The organism is Cupriavidus lacunae, assembly GCF_003353055.1.
Taxonomy (GTDB): Bacteria; Pseudomonadota; Gammaproteobacteria; order Burkholderiales; family Burkholderiaceae; genus Cupriavidus; species Cupriavidus lacunae.
The window spans coordinates 93,831-107,425 of the sequence record NZ_QKWJ01000020.1 but is presented as its reverse complement, the minus strand read 5'-3'; the positions used below and the strand labels follow the sequence as shown (position 1 = coordinate 107,425).

Here is a 13,595-nt window from a genome sequence, read left to right as displayed (position 1 = left end):
GTAGTCAGCCTGCATCAGCAAGCTTGGCGCGATAGCGCATCAGCAGGTCGCGGAAAGCCTGGGCCGGCGGTGACAGCGACCGGTCCGCGTGCACCAGCAGCGAGATCTCGCGGTGGATCACCGGATCGGTCGGCATCACCGTGGCCAGCCCCAGCGCGGAAGTCAGCCGCGTGACCGCCGCGCTCATCACCGCGATGCCCAGCCCGGCATCCACCATGCCCACCATGGTCAGCGGCAGGAACACCTCGTGCACGCGCTGCAGCGAGATGCCGCGCGCGGCCAGCGCCGTATCCAGGCAATCGCGGATCGGGTTGCCCTTGTGCGGCCCGATCACGGGCAGGCCGGCTACGTCCTCCCAGCGCAGCGCCTTGCGCCGGCGCAGCGGATGGTGCGCGGGCATCACGATCACGAAGGGATCGGACATCAGCCGGTGCGCGCTCAGGTCGGGCTGGCCCTCGGGGATGGTGCCGATGCCGAAATCCACCTCGCCCGAGCTGACCATCTTGGTCACCTCATGCTCGGACACATCGTGCAGTTCCACCTTCACGCCCGGATGGCTCACGCAGAACTCGCGGATCACGCGCGGCAGCATCAGCGCCGCCTGGATCGACGATGCCGAGATCGACACGCGCCCGCGCCCCAGCGTGCGCAACTCGCTGGAGTTCTCGATCACGCTGTCGATATCGGCCACCGCCTTCTTCACCAGCGGCAGCAGCTCCGCGCCCGCCTGGGTGATGTGCAGCTGGCGCGTGTGGCGGTCGAACAGCTTCAGGCCGAGATTGCCTTCCAGCTCGTGGATCAGCGCGCTGACCGACGACTGCGACAGGTCCAGCTTCTCGGCTGCGCGGGTGAAATGGCGCTCTTGCGCCACGGCAATGAACGCGCGCAGCTGGCGCAGCGACACGTTCATGTTGCTGATGTTGGTCACGTTGTCTGCCTCCGGGATGTCGGGGTGCGCGCTTGCTTCGCCAAGTCTGGCGGGCGCGTCTGATTCAGAGAGTAACACGATCAATTAATCCGTTTCCGGACCTTTACCGATGAAGTCCATCCGCCCATGATGACTTCAACGGTGCGCGCCCCACACAACAGGCAGACGCCGCCGATGGCACAGACCAGGAGGAGCAATGAGAGCGTTTGAGTACTTCGAACCGGCAACGCTGGCGGAAGCCTCGGCCATGCTGCACCGGTGCGGCGGCAAGGCCAGCGTGCTGGCCGGCGGCACGGACCTGCTGGTCCAGATCAAGGAGTCCGTGCGCAAGCCCGAGCAGGTGATCAACATCAAGAAGATCCCCGGCATGGACGTGCTGACGTTCGATCCCGTCAACGGCCTGCGCATCGGCGCGCTGGTGACCACGCGCGCGGTGGAGACGTCGGACTTTGTGCAGCGCCATTACGCCAGCCTGGCGAAAGCCGTGACGGACTTCGCCTCGATCCAGGTGCGCCATCGCGCCACCGTGGTGGGCAACGTCTGCCGCGCGTCGCCCTCGGCCGATTCGATCGCGCCGCTGGTGGCCGACGGTGCTTCGGTGCACCTGTACGGCTTGTCCGGCTCGCGCGAGTTGCGCGTGGAAGACTTTGTCACCGGCGTCGGCAAGACCGCCATCGCGCCGGACGAGATCGTCACCCGCATCACCGTGCCGGCGCCGCGCCCCCACACCGGCAAGGTCTACCTCAAGCATGGCCGCCGCGTGCAGATGGAACTGGCCACCGTCGGCGTGGCGGTATCGCTGACGATTGAGAGCGGCCACTGCGCCCACCTCGGCATCGTGCTAGCAGCGGTCGGCCCGACGCCGGTACGCGCCGTGCGCGCCGAGCAGGTCCTGCGCGGCCAGCGCGTCACCGACGCCCTGATCCTGCAGGCCGCGCACGCCGCCATGGGCGATGCGCGCCCCATCAGCGACGTGCGCGCCAGCGAAGCGTACCGGCGGCAGATGGTCAGCGTGCTGACCCGCCGTGCTCTCGAACAAGCACTGGAGGCCGCAACATGCGAAAAATAATCGAACTCGTCATCAACGGCGAGCCGCGCGAACTGGCCGTGGCGCCGCACAGCACGCTGCTCGACGCCCTGCGCAACGACGCCTGCCTGACCGGCACCAAGAAGGGCTGCGACGTGGGCGAATGCGGCTCATGCACCGTCATCATCGACGGCCAGCCGATGAACTCGTGCCTGGTGCTGGCGCCCGAAGCGCACGGCTGCCACATCACCACCATCGAAGGCATCCAGCCCGCGCCCGACACCGTGCACCCGATCCAGGAGCAGTTCATGCAGTGCGGCGCCGCGCAGTGCGGCTTCTGCACGCCGGGCTTCGTGGTGATGGCCAAGGCGCTGCTGGACGAGAACCCGCATCCCACGCGCGACGAGATCCGCTTTGCCATTGCCGGCAATATCTGCCGCTGCACCGGCTACACCAAGATCATCGAGGCCATCGAAAAGACCGCCGAGGCCATGGACCCCGCCGGGTGCACCCACCGCACCCCTGCCAGCGAGGAGGCATGATGACCCACGCCGTGATCGGACACAGCGTCAAGCGCACCGACCTGCTCGACAAGGTCACCGGCAACGCCAAATACGTTGCCGACATGCCCTTCGCCGGCCTGCTGTTCGGCAAGATGAAGCGTTGCAACGTCGCGCATGCCAGGATCCGCCACATCGACACCTCGCGTGCCCTGGCCTTGTCAGGCGTCAAGGCCGTGCTGACCCATGAGAACGTGCCGCGCGTGCTCCACGCGGGATCGCCGCACCCGCGCTCCGCCTCGGTGACCTGCGACCAGTACATCCTGGACGACAAGGTGCGTTACTGGGGCGAAGGCGTGGCCGCGGTCGCCGCCATCAGCGAAGAGATCGCCGCGCGCGCAATCGAGCTGATCGAAGTCGAATACGAAACGCTGCCCGCCGTCTTCACCACCGAGGACGCCGAGCGCTCCGACGCCCCGCGCATCCACGACCGCGAACCCGGCGGCAACCTGGTGCTGCCGCCGGTGATCATCAAGCGCGGCGACGTGGAAGCCGGCTTTGCCGAGGCGGACTTCATTCTCGAAGGCATCTACGAAGGCGGCCGTCCCACCCCGGCCTACATGGAGCCCAACGTCTGCACCACCAGCTGGGACGGCAACGGCAACCTGACAGTGTGGATCTCCACCCAGACCGCCTTCATGGTGCGCGGCATCATGGCCGAGGTGCTGGGCCTGCCGCTGCACAAGGTGCGCGTGCTGGTCGACCATATGGGCGGCGGCTTCGGCGCCAAGCAGGACCTGTTCCAGCATGAGTTCCTGTGCGCACTGCTGGCGCGCGAGACGCGCCGCCCGGTGCGCATGGAATACACGCGTGAGGAAACCTTCCTCGGCGGGCGCACGCGCCATCCGGCCAAGATCTGGCTCAGGCAAGGTTTCCGCAATGACGGCACCATCACCGCGCGCCGAGCCCGGGTGGTGTTCAACTCCGGCGCCTATGGCTCGCATGGCCCGGGCGTGACCAATGTCGGCACTGCCGCCATGGTCTCGCTGTACCGCTGCGACAACGTGCTGCTGGAAGGCCGCTGCGTCTACACCAACAGCCCCATTGCCGGTGCCTTCCGCGGCTATGGCGTGGTGCAGACTTACTACGCGCTCGATGTGCAGATGGACGAGGCCGCCGAGCACCTGGGCCTGGACCCCGCCGAACTGAAGCTGAAGAACGCCGTGCGCGAGGGCGATATCGCGCCGTCCAACCATCCTCTGATCGGGCATGGCCTGGAGGCCTGCATCGAAAAAGGCATGGAGCTGGTCGACTGGCCCGCGCTGCGCCGCCGCCAGCGCGACTCCACCGGCCCGATCCGCACCGGCTGGGGCCTGGGCTGCGAGATGCACGGCAGCAGCGCCTATCCCGGCATCAAGGAACAGGGCAACGCCATCATCAAGATGAATGAGGATGGGACAGTGGTTCTGCTGACCGGCGCGGCCGGGCTGGGTACTGGTGCGCATACCGCACTCGCGCAGATCGTGGCGGAAGAACTGACGCTGCCGTTCGAAGCGGTGTCTGTTGTGCACGGCGACACCGACGTCGTGCCCTGGGACATCGGCGCCTTTGCCAGCCACACCACCTATATGGTCGGCAAGGCCGCGCAGATGGCGGCGGGCGAGATCAAGCGCCAGCTCTTCGACCGCGCCGCGAAGCTGATGGAATGCGAGCCCGAAGCCCTGACGCTGACCGCCGGCGTGATCGCCGTGCGTGACCGCGACGGCCCCACGCTGACCGTGCGCGAGGCTGTGATGCCGCGCAAGGGCATTCCCGCCGCGCAACTGGTGGGCACCGCGACCTATCATCCGACCAAGTCGTATTCGTTCGCCGCGCATTTTGTCGAGGTGGCGGTCGATACTGAGACCGGCTTCATCACCGTGCAGCAGGTGGTGCCGGTGCATGACGTCGGCAAGGTGATCCACCCTGTAGCGGCCGCGGGGCAGATCGAAGGCGGCATCCAGCAAGGCATCGGCCACACGCTGTATGAGGACTACCACATCGACATGCGCACCGGCCGCTCGCTCAACGCCAACTTTGTCGACTACAAGATGCCGCTGGCGATGGATATGCCGCCCATCCACACGGTGATCCTGGAAGCGGCGCCCGACCCTGGCGGCCCGTTCGGCGCCAAGGGCGTGGGCGAGGACCCGATCGTCGCGATCGGACCGGCGATTGCCAATGCGGTGTTCGATGCCATCGGCGTGCGCTTCCGCCACTACCCGATCAAGCCGGAGCAAGTGCTGCAGGCATTGGCGGAGAAGGCGGCGAAGGCGGGCGTCACCTCATGACCCGCAAGCAACGCCTGGTGGTCGCCATCACCGGCGCCAGCGGCGCCGTGTACGGCGTGCGCATCCTGCAGGCGCTGTCGGCGCTGGACGGCTGGGAGACCCACCTGGTCTGCTCGCCGTCCGGCCTGCTGACCGCGCACCACGAACTGGGCCTGCAGCGCCCGCAGATCGAAGCCATGGCCAACGTGGTGCACAACGTGCGCGATATCGGCGCGACCATCGCCAGCGGCTCGTTCCGCTGCGATGGCATGGTGGTGGCGCCCTGCTCCATGCGCACGCTGGCCGCCATCGCCACAGGGCTTGCCGACAACCTCGTCACCCGCGCCGCCGACGTGATGCTCAAGGAGCGGCGCCGGCTGGTGCTGCTGGCACGCGAAACGCCTTTCCACCTGGTGCATCTGCGCAATATGACCACCGTGACGGAAATGGGCGCCATCGTGCTGCCGCCGGTGCCGGCGTTCTACGCGCATCCGCAGTCGGTGGACGACATCGTCAATCATACCGTGGGGCGCGTGCTGGACCTGTTCGATGTGCAGCACGATGAATTGGTGGAGCGCTGGGAAGGCTTGCGCCCCAACGTCGCCACCGCGTGAGACGAAAATTTCGCCTCGCAGCAGCGAGGAACGCAGCACCCAATCAGGAGACAACATGAACGCACCTGCCGTCGCACAGCAGCCGCCCGTCCCGGTCACCATCCTTACCGGCTTTCTCGGCTCGGGCAAGACGACGCTGCTCAACCACATCCTGACGCAGAAGCACGGCCACCGCATCGCCGTGATCGAGAACGAGTTCGGCGAGGTCGATGTCGATTCCGACCTGGTGATGACCTCCGACGAAGAGATCTACCAGATGACCAACGGCTGCATCTGCTGCGTGGTCGATGTGCGTACCGACCTTGTCCGCATCCTGCAGAAGCTGCTAGAGCGCCCCGAGCGCTTCGACCATATCCTGGTCGAAACCAGTGGCGTGGCCGATCCCACGCCGGTGGCGGCCACCTTCTTCATGGACAACGAAGTCGCCAAACAAGTCACGCTGGACGGCATCCTGACGCTGGTGGACGCCGTGCATATCGAGAGCCACCTCGATGATCCCCAGTTGACCGGCTTCGACAACCAGGCCGTCGACCAGATCGTGGCAGCCGACCGGGTCATCCTCAACAAGACCGACCTGGTGGATGCCGCGCAGCTCGACAGGCTGGAGGCACGCATCCACCGCCTGAACGAAGGCGCGCAGATCCTGCGCTCCAACTTCGCACAGGTGGACCTGGGCAAGATCCTCGGCATCGGCGGCTTTACTACGGGCACGATCCAGGCGGGCGCGCACGATGACCACCGCGATCACGCGCACGATCATGACCATGACCATCACGACCATGTGTGCGACGAGCATTGCGACCACGTGCACGATGACGAAGCGCACGGCCACCGTCACGATCCGTCGGTCACGTCCGTATCGCTGGTGTTCGACCAGCCCTTCGACCGCCAGCGCCTTGAGCACGGCCTGAAGGCCCTGCTGGCCGCGCAGGGCGACGACGTGTTCCGGATGAAAGGGATCGTGGCGGTAGAGGGCGATGACCGCCGCTACGTGCTGCAGGCGGTGCACCGGCTGATGGATTTCCATCCCGCCGATGCGTGGGGCGCCGAAGCGGCGCAAAGCAAGTTCGTGTTTATCGGCCGGCACCTCGACAAGCTGCGCTTGCAGACGCTGTTGAAGGTCTGTCTGCCCGTGGCACAGGCGGCCTGACTGTCCTGACCAGCAGGGAGACGGACCCGCCGTCAGTCTCCCTGCTGCACTACCGCCCTCAACGTCTGCGACGGCAGTTCTCCAAACTCGCGCCGGTACTCGCGCGAGAACAGGCTCAGGTGCGTAAAGCCGTGCCGCAGCGCAATCGCGCTGACCATCCCCTTCTCTTGCCGCGCCCGCTGCAGATCGGCCCGCGCGCCATGCAGGCGCAGCAGCCGCAGGTATTCCATCGGCGTGGTGTTCTTGCTCTTGCGGAAACCCAGCTGCAAGGTGCGCGCCGATACGCCGCAGTGCGCGGCGATCTGCTCCAGCGTCAGTGGCTGCTCAAGATTGGCACGCAGGTAACTGATAGCATTGCGCACATAATCAGGCAGTGCCGCGTCGAACGGGCGCGGCAGCATATTGCCGTCCGCGGCAAAGCGGTCGAGCAGCAGCGTCGACAGCACGATGCGCTCGATGCTGGCATCCACCGCCGGCACGCCGCTGCCTTCGCGCCGCACGCGCGTTTCCGCGCGCAGGTAGCTCACCAGCGCCTGCCAACGCTCGGCGCGGCCATCGTCCGCCACTGGCTGCATGTCGAATTCAATTGGCGCCGGCGGCTCGAAGCTGAACTGCTGGCGGAACGCCTCTTCAATCAGCTGGCGGCGGATCACCACGCTGAAGCGCTCGCAACCCGGGTCCAGCGACAGCGTGGCCGGCACGGTGGGCGAGAACACAAAGGTCGCACCCGGCGGCATCAGCATCGCGCCACGCGGCGTCTCGACGCGGCATGTGCCCGCCAGCACGGTCTGGATCACGAACTCATCCTTGTTCGCCTGCGGCTCGATCTGCACGGCCTGGTTGTAGGCGATGGTGACCAGCGTCAGGCGGCCGATGGTGCTGGTGTCGATACGGGCATCGAGCGCCGCATCGGCTTCCGTCGCGCGCAGCCGCGTAGGGCCAAACACGCGGCCGGACAGCGACTGGATGCGATCGAGGTCACCGCCGCGGCTGACTGGCGAGCGGGAGGCTGCGGCAAACCATCTTGCGGTGGGTGACATGGCGTTAGAGAAAGAGGTGGAAAGGATCGACGGCTACCGACGCATCAATATCCGACGGTTTTCGCCCCTCTCCCGCTTGCGGGAGAGGGGCGGGGGAGAGGGCAGGAGCTGGCTAGAGCGATGCGATCTCACAGGCCACCAGACCGCCAGCGCAACAGCACCCAGTCATTCAAATGATCGCGCTCCTGCACATGCCTGCCCTCTCCCCCAACCCCTCTCCCGCACGCGGGAGAGGGGAGCAAACAAGCGACCCTGACGAGCGCGTCCATCCTATGACCACCCCCGCCCTCACGCAACCCAAGGGAAACCCCTGATGCCCCGTGCGCGCATTTTGCAAGCCCGATTGCGGCCCGGTGGCAGGGCCTTCGCAATAACGCTATGACGCCATCCCGTGCATCACTACTGTGCAAGGCATGCGTCGGCCATGCGCCGCGCATGGCACCGTGACGGACCGAGCCCGGCAACCAACAGACCGGGCCAGCCGCCGCCGGCATGGCGCACTTTCCCCCAGCGCGGCAGGAGACAACATCATGCAAGCAGCGGTTCACCCCGTCGACCAGATCCTGCCGGCACGCGCCATGGCGTCGCTCGGCTTCCAGCACATGCTTGTCAGTTATCTCGGCGCCATTGCGGTGCCGATGATCGTGGCCGGCGCGCTCAAGATGACGCCGGCGCAGACCACCATGCTGATCAGCACCGCGCTGTTCACCTCCGGCATCGCCACCCTGCTGCAGACCGTCGGCTTCTGGAAGTTCGGCGTGCGCCTGCCCCTGATGCAGGGCGTGGCGTTCAGCTCAGTGGGACCCGTCATCGCCATCGGCACCGATCCGGCGCTCGGCTTCAACGGCGTCTGCGGCGCCATCATCGCCGCGGGCGTGATCGCGATGTTCCTTGCGCCCATCATCGGCAAGCTCAAGCGCTTCTTCCCACCGGTGGTCAGCGGCTGCACCATCACGGCGGTGGGCCTTTCGCTGTTCCCGGTTTCGTTTCACTGGTTTGGAGGCGGAAGGGGGGCGCCGGATTTCGGCGCCCCCATCTTTTTCATCGTCGCCTTTGGCGTGGTGGCGCTGATCCTGTTTATCAACCGGCACGGCGGCGAACTGATCCGCAACCTGTCCGTCGTGATCGGCCTGCTGGTCGGCGGCACGGTGGCGTGGATGCTGGGCATGGGCAGCTTCGATGAAGTCGCGCGCGCACCGTGGTTCACCATGGTGACGCCGTTTGCCTTTGGCATGCCCACCTTCAACGTGGGCGCCATCACCACCATGGTGATCGTGATGGTGGTGCAGATGGTGGAATCGATGGGCCTGTTCATCGCCGTCGGCGATATCGTCAAGCGCCCCCTGACCGAACGCGACGCCACTCGCGGCCTGCGCGCCAACGGCCTGGCCAGCGCCATCGGCGGCATGTTCGCGGCCTTCCCGTATATCGCCTTCATGGAGAACGTTGGGCTGGTGATCGTCACCGGCGTGCGCAGCCGCTGGGTAGTCGCCACCTGCGGCGCGATGCTGTGCGCCGTGGCGCTGGTGCCCAAGATCGGCGCGCTGTTTGCCTCGATCCCGGCCGCCGCACTGGGCGGCGCCACCATGGTGATGTTCGGCGTAGTCGTCGCCGCCGGCATCAAGACCCTGGGCGAGGTCGAGTACGAGCGCAACCCCAACAACCTCTCCATCGTCTCCATCACGCTCGGCTGCGCGATGATGCCGGTGATGCTGCCCGGCATGCTGGAGAAGCTGCCCGGATTCCTGCAGCCCTTTGTCCACAGCAGCGTGATCATCGCCTGCGTGGTCTCCGTGGTCCTCAACCTGATTCTCAACGGCATGCCCACCCGTGAAGCCGACGAGCTGCCCGCCACTGCCGACAACGCCCAAGGGGTCTGAAACATGGAGCAGAACATCAACACCACCAGCGCCGCACCCACCGGCGACCTGCTGATCCGCAACGCCGCCGCCGTGATGACCGGCCGCACCGGCAACGCCGCGCGCGCCGGCGCCGCCGACATCCGCATCCGCGACGGCCGCATCGCCGAAATCGGCGCCAGCCTGCCGCGCCACGACGGCGAGGCCGTGCTCGACGCCACCGGCTGCGTGGTCTACCCGGGCTGGGTCAACACCCATCACCACCTGTTCCAGAACCTGCTCAAAGCCGTGCCCAGCGGCATGAATGTGGGGCTGGAGCAATGGCTGGCCTCGGCCGCCTACCCGCGCCTGGCACGCTTCACGCCAGAGATCTTCCGCACCGCGGTGCGGCTGGGCATGGCCGAGCTGCTGCTGTCCGGCACCACCACCTGCGCCGATCATCACTACCTCTACCACCACGGCCACGGTGCTGAGACCGGCGACGTGTTGTTCGAGGTAGCGGAAGAGCTTGGCATGCGCCTGGTGCTGTGCCGCGGCGGCGCCATCCAGTCAGCCTCCGATCACCCCGGCATGCGCGCGACTGCACTGGTGCCCGAGACGCTGGACGAGATGCTGGCCGATATCGAGCGGCTCAAGGCGCGCTATCACGATGCCTCCGCAGATGGCCTGCGCCGCGTAGTGGTCGCACCAACGACGCCAACTTTCTCGCTGCCACCCGCCCTGTTGCGCGAGCTGGCCGCCTTCGGGCGCGGCATGGACCTGCGGCTGCATTCGCACCTGTCGGAGACCGACAACTACGTGAAGTTCTGCCGCGAGAAGTACCAGTGCACGCCGGTGCAGTTCGTCGCCGACCACGACTGGCTTGGGCCTGACGTCTGGTTCGCGCACCTGGTCACCGTGAACCCTGAAGAGATCCGCATGCTGGCCGTGACCAACACCGGCATGGCGCATTGCCCTGTCAGCAATGCGCGGCTGGGCAGCGGCATCGCGCCGGTACGCACGATGGCCGATGCGGGCGTGCCGATTTCACTGGGCGTGGATGGAGTGGCGTCCAACGAATCGGGCAGCATGGTCCATGAAGCCAACTTCGCGTGGCTGGTGCACCGGGCGCTGGGCGGGGCTGCGCAAACCCGCGTGGAGGAAGTCATTCACTGGGGCACCGCAGGCGGTGCACAGGTGCTGGGCCTGCCGGGAATCGGCACGCTGGCGCCGGGACAGTCGGCCGACCTGGCGATCTATGACGTCAGCGGGCTGCGGTTCCATGGCTTCCACGACATCGGCACGGCGCCGGTGGCGGCTGGCGAGCCAACGCCGGTGCGGGATGTGCTGGTGCGCGGGCGGCAGGTAGTGCGCGATGGCGCGATCGTGGGGCTGGATCTGGAGAAGCTGCGCCGGGAGGCGCGGGAAGCGTTGGCGACGCTGGTGGATTGAGGCGGGTGGTTTAGGCGTTTGGCTATTTGCTGGCGGGCGTGGCTCGGGCAGGATGCGGCGTCCGGATGGGAATGCGAAGTGTCTTATCGAGTTGTTGGCTCCGACGCGGGAGACTGACACGGTCATCGCACACAACGGTGACCGGGCGTGGAAGCCCGCATGCGCATAGCAGGACGGTCGTCGCTGACGACCGTTCTTACCCATTCGGGATAGACCTCCTCAATGGCGGGCCGGGCGAGGCAGCCGCAAGGCTGACCGGCAATAGCTGTGCGCATCGGGCTTCCACCCTCGTCGTCAGGCCCGCCACCCTACCCTAACGTCGTGCGGCGGACCTTCATCCAACAATAGGAGGTCCTATGTCGGAAATCGATCTATCCACGGCGCGGTACAGCCTTGAGACGGTGGCAGCGGGTATGGAAGGCGTGCTTGTGCTGCTGGAACAATACAGCGAGCAGTCGGAGGCCTGCTTTAGTGCGTTTTGTCTGTTGGGGTTGGTGAAGGCGTAGCTGGAGAGTTGTTGGCAGAGGATTCAGCCGCTTGATCCGGACGCCTTCGGTTGACGACGCATTGCGTCGTCAACCAGAGCAAGCTTGTAATGCTTACTTCGCCGCAGTCTTCACCTGGTCCCCGGTATAGCTCAGCGACGCCAGCTCTTCCTTCGCCTTCTCCGGCGTTTCCAGCTCCAGCACCACGCGGCCCACCATCAGCCCCAGCGACGGGGAGCTGCGCACATACTTCGTCTCGCCGGCGTCCAGCACGAAGCTGAGCGTCTTCTCGGTTTCGGTCGAGGCTGCCGCGACATACTTGCCAGCCGTGCGGTCCACGAAGAAGAAACCGCCGGGCTTGGATTCGCCGACGACCTGGTTATTCAGGCGGATATCCGGCTGGATGGCCGCCCCGAACATCGACGCCGAACGCAGGAAATAAATCCGACCCTCGCCCGGCTTCAGCGTAGGCATCGATGCCGCCATCTCGGCGTGCTTGACACCCGAAGCGCATCCGGCCAGCAGCGACGACACCGCCAGTCCGGCGATCAGCAAGCGCGCAACCCGTTTCATTCCGATTCTCCCAAGTTCAAAGGTACTGCTGTCGTTAGCGGGGAGTAGTTCTGCTCCCCGGGCAGATAGAAGCCCACCAGCGTCTTGTTGCGAACGACCAGGTAGGCCTCGTGAACGTGGCGGCCCTCGATCGTGAGAATGGTGCCGACGGGCCGATAGACATCGCCTTGCGGAAGGCGTCCGACCTGCGACCAGGTCGACTTGGCGACGAGGTCGCGGGAATAGCCGGTGTCGAGCTTGACCTGGGCTGGCGACAGAAGCTGGACGCGCTTGGCCGTGGCGGCTGGCTGCATAAGCTCCACTGTTGCCGGGGTGGTCGCGATCATGGGGGCGCAGGCGGAGAGTGCCAGGCTAAAGCCTGTGGCGAGCCACAGGCAGCGGGCGCGGAAAGAGAAGGAGGTCATGGCTGGATACGCTCGAGTATATGGCTCGCAACCTGTGTGGCTGCGCCCCACAGCAATTGCGCCAGGCGGCACGATGCGGCGCCATTGGCACTTTCCCTTGGCGCCGCCCAGGTTGTCTTCTGAGGCTAATTACGACACTGGGGCGGACATGCTTAATACAACGCGACACCCTACAGGAGGAGGGTGCCGCGGGAATTCTCCAGCAAGCTGGCACAAATAGAAATCGTCTCCATCCGAGTTTGGCTGCGGCTACGAAATTTCTCTCAATCCCCCTTGAAACCCGACGCCTTGATCACCGGCGTCCACCTTGCCGAAAGCGCGCTCGCATATCTGGCAACCTCATCAGAAGTGCCGCCCGGCAGGATGTCATACCCGGCGCGCGCCAGCTTCTCACGCACGTCCGGCTTGGCCAGCACCTTGCGCACGGCCTGATACCACTGCGTTGCCGTGTCGGGCGGCGTGTTGGCGCGGACATAAAGCAGATAGCGCGACGAGGTCACAAGGTTCGGAAAGCCAGACTCCGCAAAGGTAGGCACATCCGGCAAGGCATCGGCGCGCTTTTCCCCGGCCACGGCCAGCACGCGGAGCTTGCCGCCGCGATGCAGCTCGGTAAAAGTCGTGATGGCGTCCATGCCTGCCGCGATCTGGTTGCCCATCATTTCCGTCGCCATCGCCGAGCCACCGCGATACGGCACCAGCGTGCTGCCGGTGTGAGACTGGCTGACGAATTCCTCGGCAAGGAAATGCAGCAGTGTGCCAACCGTGCTGATGCCGATCGAATAGTCAGCCGGCTTGGCCCTGGCGGCCTTGACGAAGTCGGCCAGCGTCTTGATGGGTGAGCTGGCGCTGACCGCAATGCCGAACTGGATCCCCGTCACATCGGTGAGCGCGGTGAAATCCGTGGCGGGGTTGAAGCGCATATTGCTGTAGATCAGCGGCCCGATGAACATCGGATCGACGGGTGCCAGCAGCACGGTGGTGCCGTCGGCCGGCGCGTTCTTCAGGAATTCGGCCGCCACGCGCGTCCCGGCACCGGGGCGGTTGTCGACGATGACGGTACGGCCCATGGCGTCTTTCAGCTTCTCGGACAGCAGGCGGCCCATGTAGTCGGCCGGACCTCCCGCCGGAAACGGCACGATGATGCGCGATACGGACTGCCCCCATGCGGCCCTGGAGAGCAGGGCACCGGTACACAGCGCGGCGGCGGTGCCGGCCAGCATGGCGCGGCGGGAAAGCCGTGGGGCGTAAGCAGGTTTGCGTTCGTTCATGGGAAGC

General features: G+C 66.0%; 13 protein-coding genes. 8 read left to right on the top strand and 5 right to left on the bottom strand.

What is annotated here, in order from left to right; translation table 11 throughout:
- Positions 1-4: 4 nt before the first annotated feature.
- The gene (locus DN412_RS17830; protein WP_482764216.1) at positions 5-928 is read right to left on the bottom strand and encodes a LysR family transcriptional regulator; all 924 of its coding nucleotides are present in this window, start codon (positions 926-928) and stop codon (positions 5-7) included.
- Positions 929-1,124: 196 nt separating this feature from the next.
- Between DN412_RS17830 and DN412_RS17825 the strand changes: the two genes are divergently transcribed.
- From DN412_RS17825 to DN412_RS17805, 5 genes are read left to right on the top strand one after another with little or no spacing between them, the layout of a single operon-like run.
- The gene (locus tag DN412_RS17825; RefSeq protein WP_115212814.1) at positions 1,125-1,997 is read left to right on the top strand and encodes an FAD binding domain-containing protein; all 873 of its coding nucleotides are present in this window, start codon (positions 1,125-1,127) and stop codon (positions 1,995-1,997) included.
- Complete coding sequence (locus DN412_RS17820; protein ID WP_115212813.1) at positions 1,985-2,497, top strand: (2Fe-2S)-binding protein; 513 nt, start codon at positions 1,985-1,987, stop codon at positions 2,495-2,497. The genes DN412_RS17825 and DN412_RS17820 overlap by 13 nt, the downstream gene beginning before the upstream one ends.
- Positions 2,497-4,785, top strand: a complete 2,289-nt coding sequence (locus tag DN412_RS17815) for a xanthine dehydrogenase family protein molybdopterin-binding subunit (RefSeq protein WP_115212812.1) — start codon at positions 2,497-2,499, stop codon at positions 4,783-4,785. The genes DN412_RS17820 and DN412_RS17815 overlap by 1 nt, the downstream gene beginning before the upstream one ends.
- Positions 4,782-5,378, top strand: coding sequence for a UbiX family flavin prenyltransferase (locus DN412_RS17810; protein ID WP_115212811.1), 597 nt, complete (start codon positions 4,782-4,784; stop codon positions 5,376-5,378). The genes DN412_RS17815 and DN412_RS17810 overlap by 4 nt, the downstream gene beginning before the upstream one ends.
- Before the next feature lie 55 nt (positions 5,379-5,433).
- Complete coding sequence (locus tag DN412_RS17805) at positions 5,434-6,528, top strand: CobW family GTP-binding protein (RefSeq protein WP_115212810.1); 1,095 nt, start codon at positions 5,434-5,436, stop codon at positions 6,526-6,528.
- A 32-nt stretch (positions 6,529-6,560) separates the two neighbouring features.
- Here the strand turns inward: DN412_RS17805 and DN412_RS17800 are convergent, their stop codons facing one another.
- Positions 6,561-7,568 carry an AraC family transcriptional regulator gene (locus DN412_RS17800; RefSeq protein WP_115212809.1) on the bottom strand — a complete coding sequence of 336 codons (1,008 nt, stop codon included), beginning with the start codon at positions 7,566-7,568 and terminating at the stop codon, positions 6,561-6,563.
- Between the two features lie 530 nt (positions 7,569-8,098).
- Here DN412_RS17800 and DN412_RS17795 point away from each other — a divergent pair.
- From DN412_RS17795 to DN412_RS43800, 3 genes are all read left to right on the top strand, one after another.
- A complete protein-coding gene (locus DN412_RS17795; protein ID WP_115212808.1) occupies positions 8,099-9,448 on the top strand; it encodes a nucleobase:cation symporter-2 family protein in 1,350 nt (449 codons plus the stop codon).
- A 3-nt stretch (positions 9,449-9,451) separates the two neighbouring features.
- Complete coding sequence (locus DN412_RS17790) at positions 9,452-10,858, top strand: amidohydrolase family protein (RefSeq protein WP_115212807.1); 1,407 nt, start codon at positions 9,452-9,454, stop codon at positions 10,856-10,858.
- 356 nt (positions 10,859-11,214) lie between these two features.
- On the top strand, positions 11,215-11,364 hold the full coding sequence (locus DN412_RS43800) for a hypothetical protein (protein ID WP_167471100.1): 150 nt from the start codon (positions 11,215-11,217) through the stop codon (positions 11,362-11,364).
- A 93-nt stretch (positions 11,365-11,457) separates the two neighbouring features.
- Here the strand turns inward: DN412_RS43800 and DN412_RS17785 are convergent, their stop codons facing one another.
- The 3 genes from DN412_RS17785 to DN412_RS17775 all read right to left on the bottom strand — a co-directional run bounded on the left by DN412_RS17785 (position 11,458) and on the right by DN412_RS17775 (position 13,588).
- Complete coding sequence (locus tag DN412_RS17785) at positions 11,458-11,916, bottom strand: DUF2846 domain-containing protein (protein WP_115212806.1); 459 nt, start codon at positions 11,914-11,916, stop codon at positions 11,458-11,460.
- Positions 11,913-12,320, bottom strand: coding sequence for a hypothetical protein (locus DN412_RS17780; RefSeq protein ID WP_115212805.1), 408 nt, complete (start codon positions 12,318-12,320; stop codon positions 11,913-11,915). Before DN412_RS17780 ends, DN412_RS17785 begins: the two co-directional genes overlap by 4 nt.
- 263 nt (positions 12,321-12,583) lie before the next feature.
- Positions 12,584-13,588 carry a Bug family tripartite tricarboxylate transporter substrate binding protein gene (locus DN412_RS17775; protein ID WP_115212804.1) on the bottom strand — a complete coding sequence of 335 codons (1,005 nt, stop codon included), beginning with the start codon at positions 13,586-13,588 and terminating at the stop codon, positions 12,584-12,586.
- Positions 13,589-13,595 lie beyond the last annotated feature (7 nt).

What these genes read in the sequence shown, in the direction of transcription:
- DN412_RS17810 (WP_115212811.1), top strand. Translation starts at nt 4,782, where the DNA reads ATGACCCGCAAGCAACGCCTGGTGGTCGCCATCACCGGCGCCAGCGGC.
- DN412_RS17790 (WP_115212807.1), top strand. Translation starts at nt 9,452, where the DNA reads ATGGAGCAGAACATCAACACCACCAGCGCCGCACCCACCGGCGACCTG.
- DN412_RS17800 (WP_115212809.1), bottom strand. Translation starts at nt 7,568, where the DNA reads ATGTCACCCACCGCAAGATGGTTTGCCGCAGCCTCCCGCTCGCCAGTC.
- DN412_RS17795 (WP_115212808.1), top strand. Translation starts at nt 8,099, where the DNA reads ATGCAAGCAGCGGTTCACCCCGTCGACCAGATCCTGCCGGCACGCGCC.
- DN412_RS43800 (WP_167471100.1), top strand. Translation starts at nt 11,215, where the DNA reads ATGTCGGAAATCGATCTATCCACGGCGCGGTACAGCCTTGAGACGGTG.
- DN412_RS17815 (WP_115212812.1), top strand. Translation starts at nt 2,497, where the DNA reads ATGACCCACGCCGTGATCGGACACAGCGTCAAGCGCACCGACCTGCTC.
- DN412_RS17780 (WP_115212805.1), bottom strand. Translation starts at nt 12,320, where the DNA reads ATGACCTCCTTCTCTTTCCGCGCCCGCTGCCTGTGGCTCGCCACAGGC.
- DN412_RS17775 (WP_115212804.1), bottom strand. Translation starts at nt 13,588, where the DNA reads ATGAACGAACGCAAACCTGCTTACGCCCCACGGCTTTCCCGCCGCGCC.
- DN412_RS17805 (WP_115212810.1), top strand. Translation starts at nt 5,434, where the DNA reads ATGAACGCACCTGCCGTCGCACAGCAGCCGCCCGTCCCGGTCACCATC.
- DN412_RS17825 (WP_115212814.1), top strand. Translation starts at nt 1,125, where the DNA reads ATGAGAGCGTTTGAGTACTTCGAACCGGCAACGCTGGCGGAAGCCTCG.
- DN412_RS17785 (WP_115212806.1), bottom strand. Translation starts at nt 11,916, where the DNA reads ATGAAACGGGTTGCGCGCTTGCTGATCGCCGGACTGGCGGTGTCGTCG.
- DN412_RS17820 (WP_115212813.1), top strand. Translation starts at nt 1,985, where the DNA reads ATGCGAAAAATAATCGAACTCGTCATCAACGGCGAGCCGCGCGAACTG.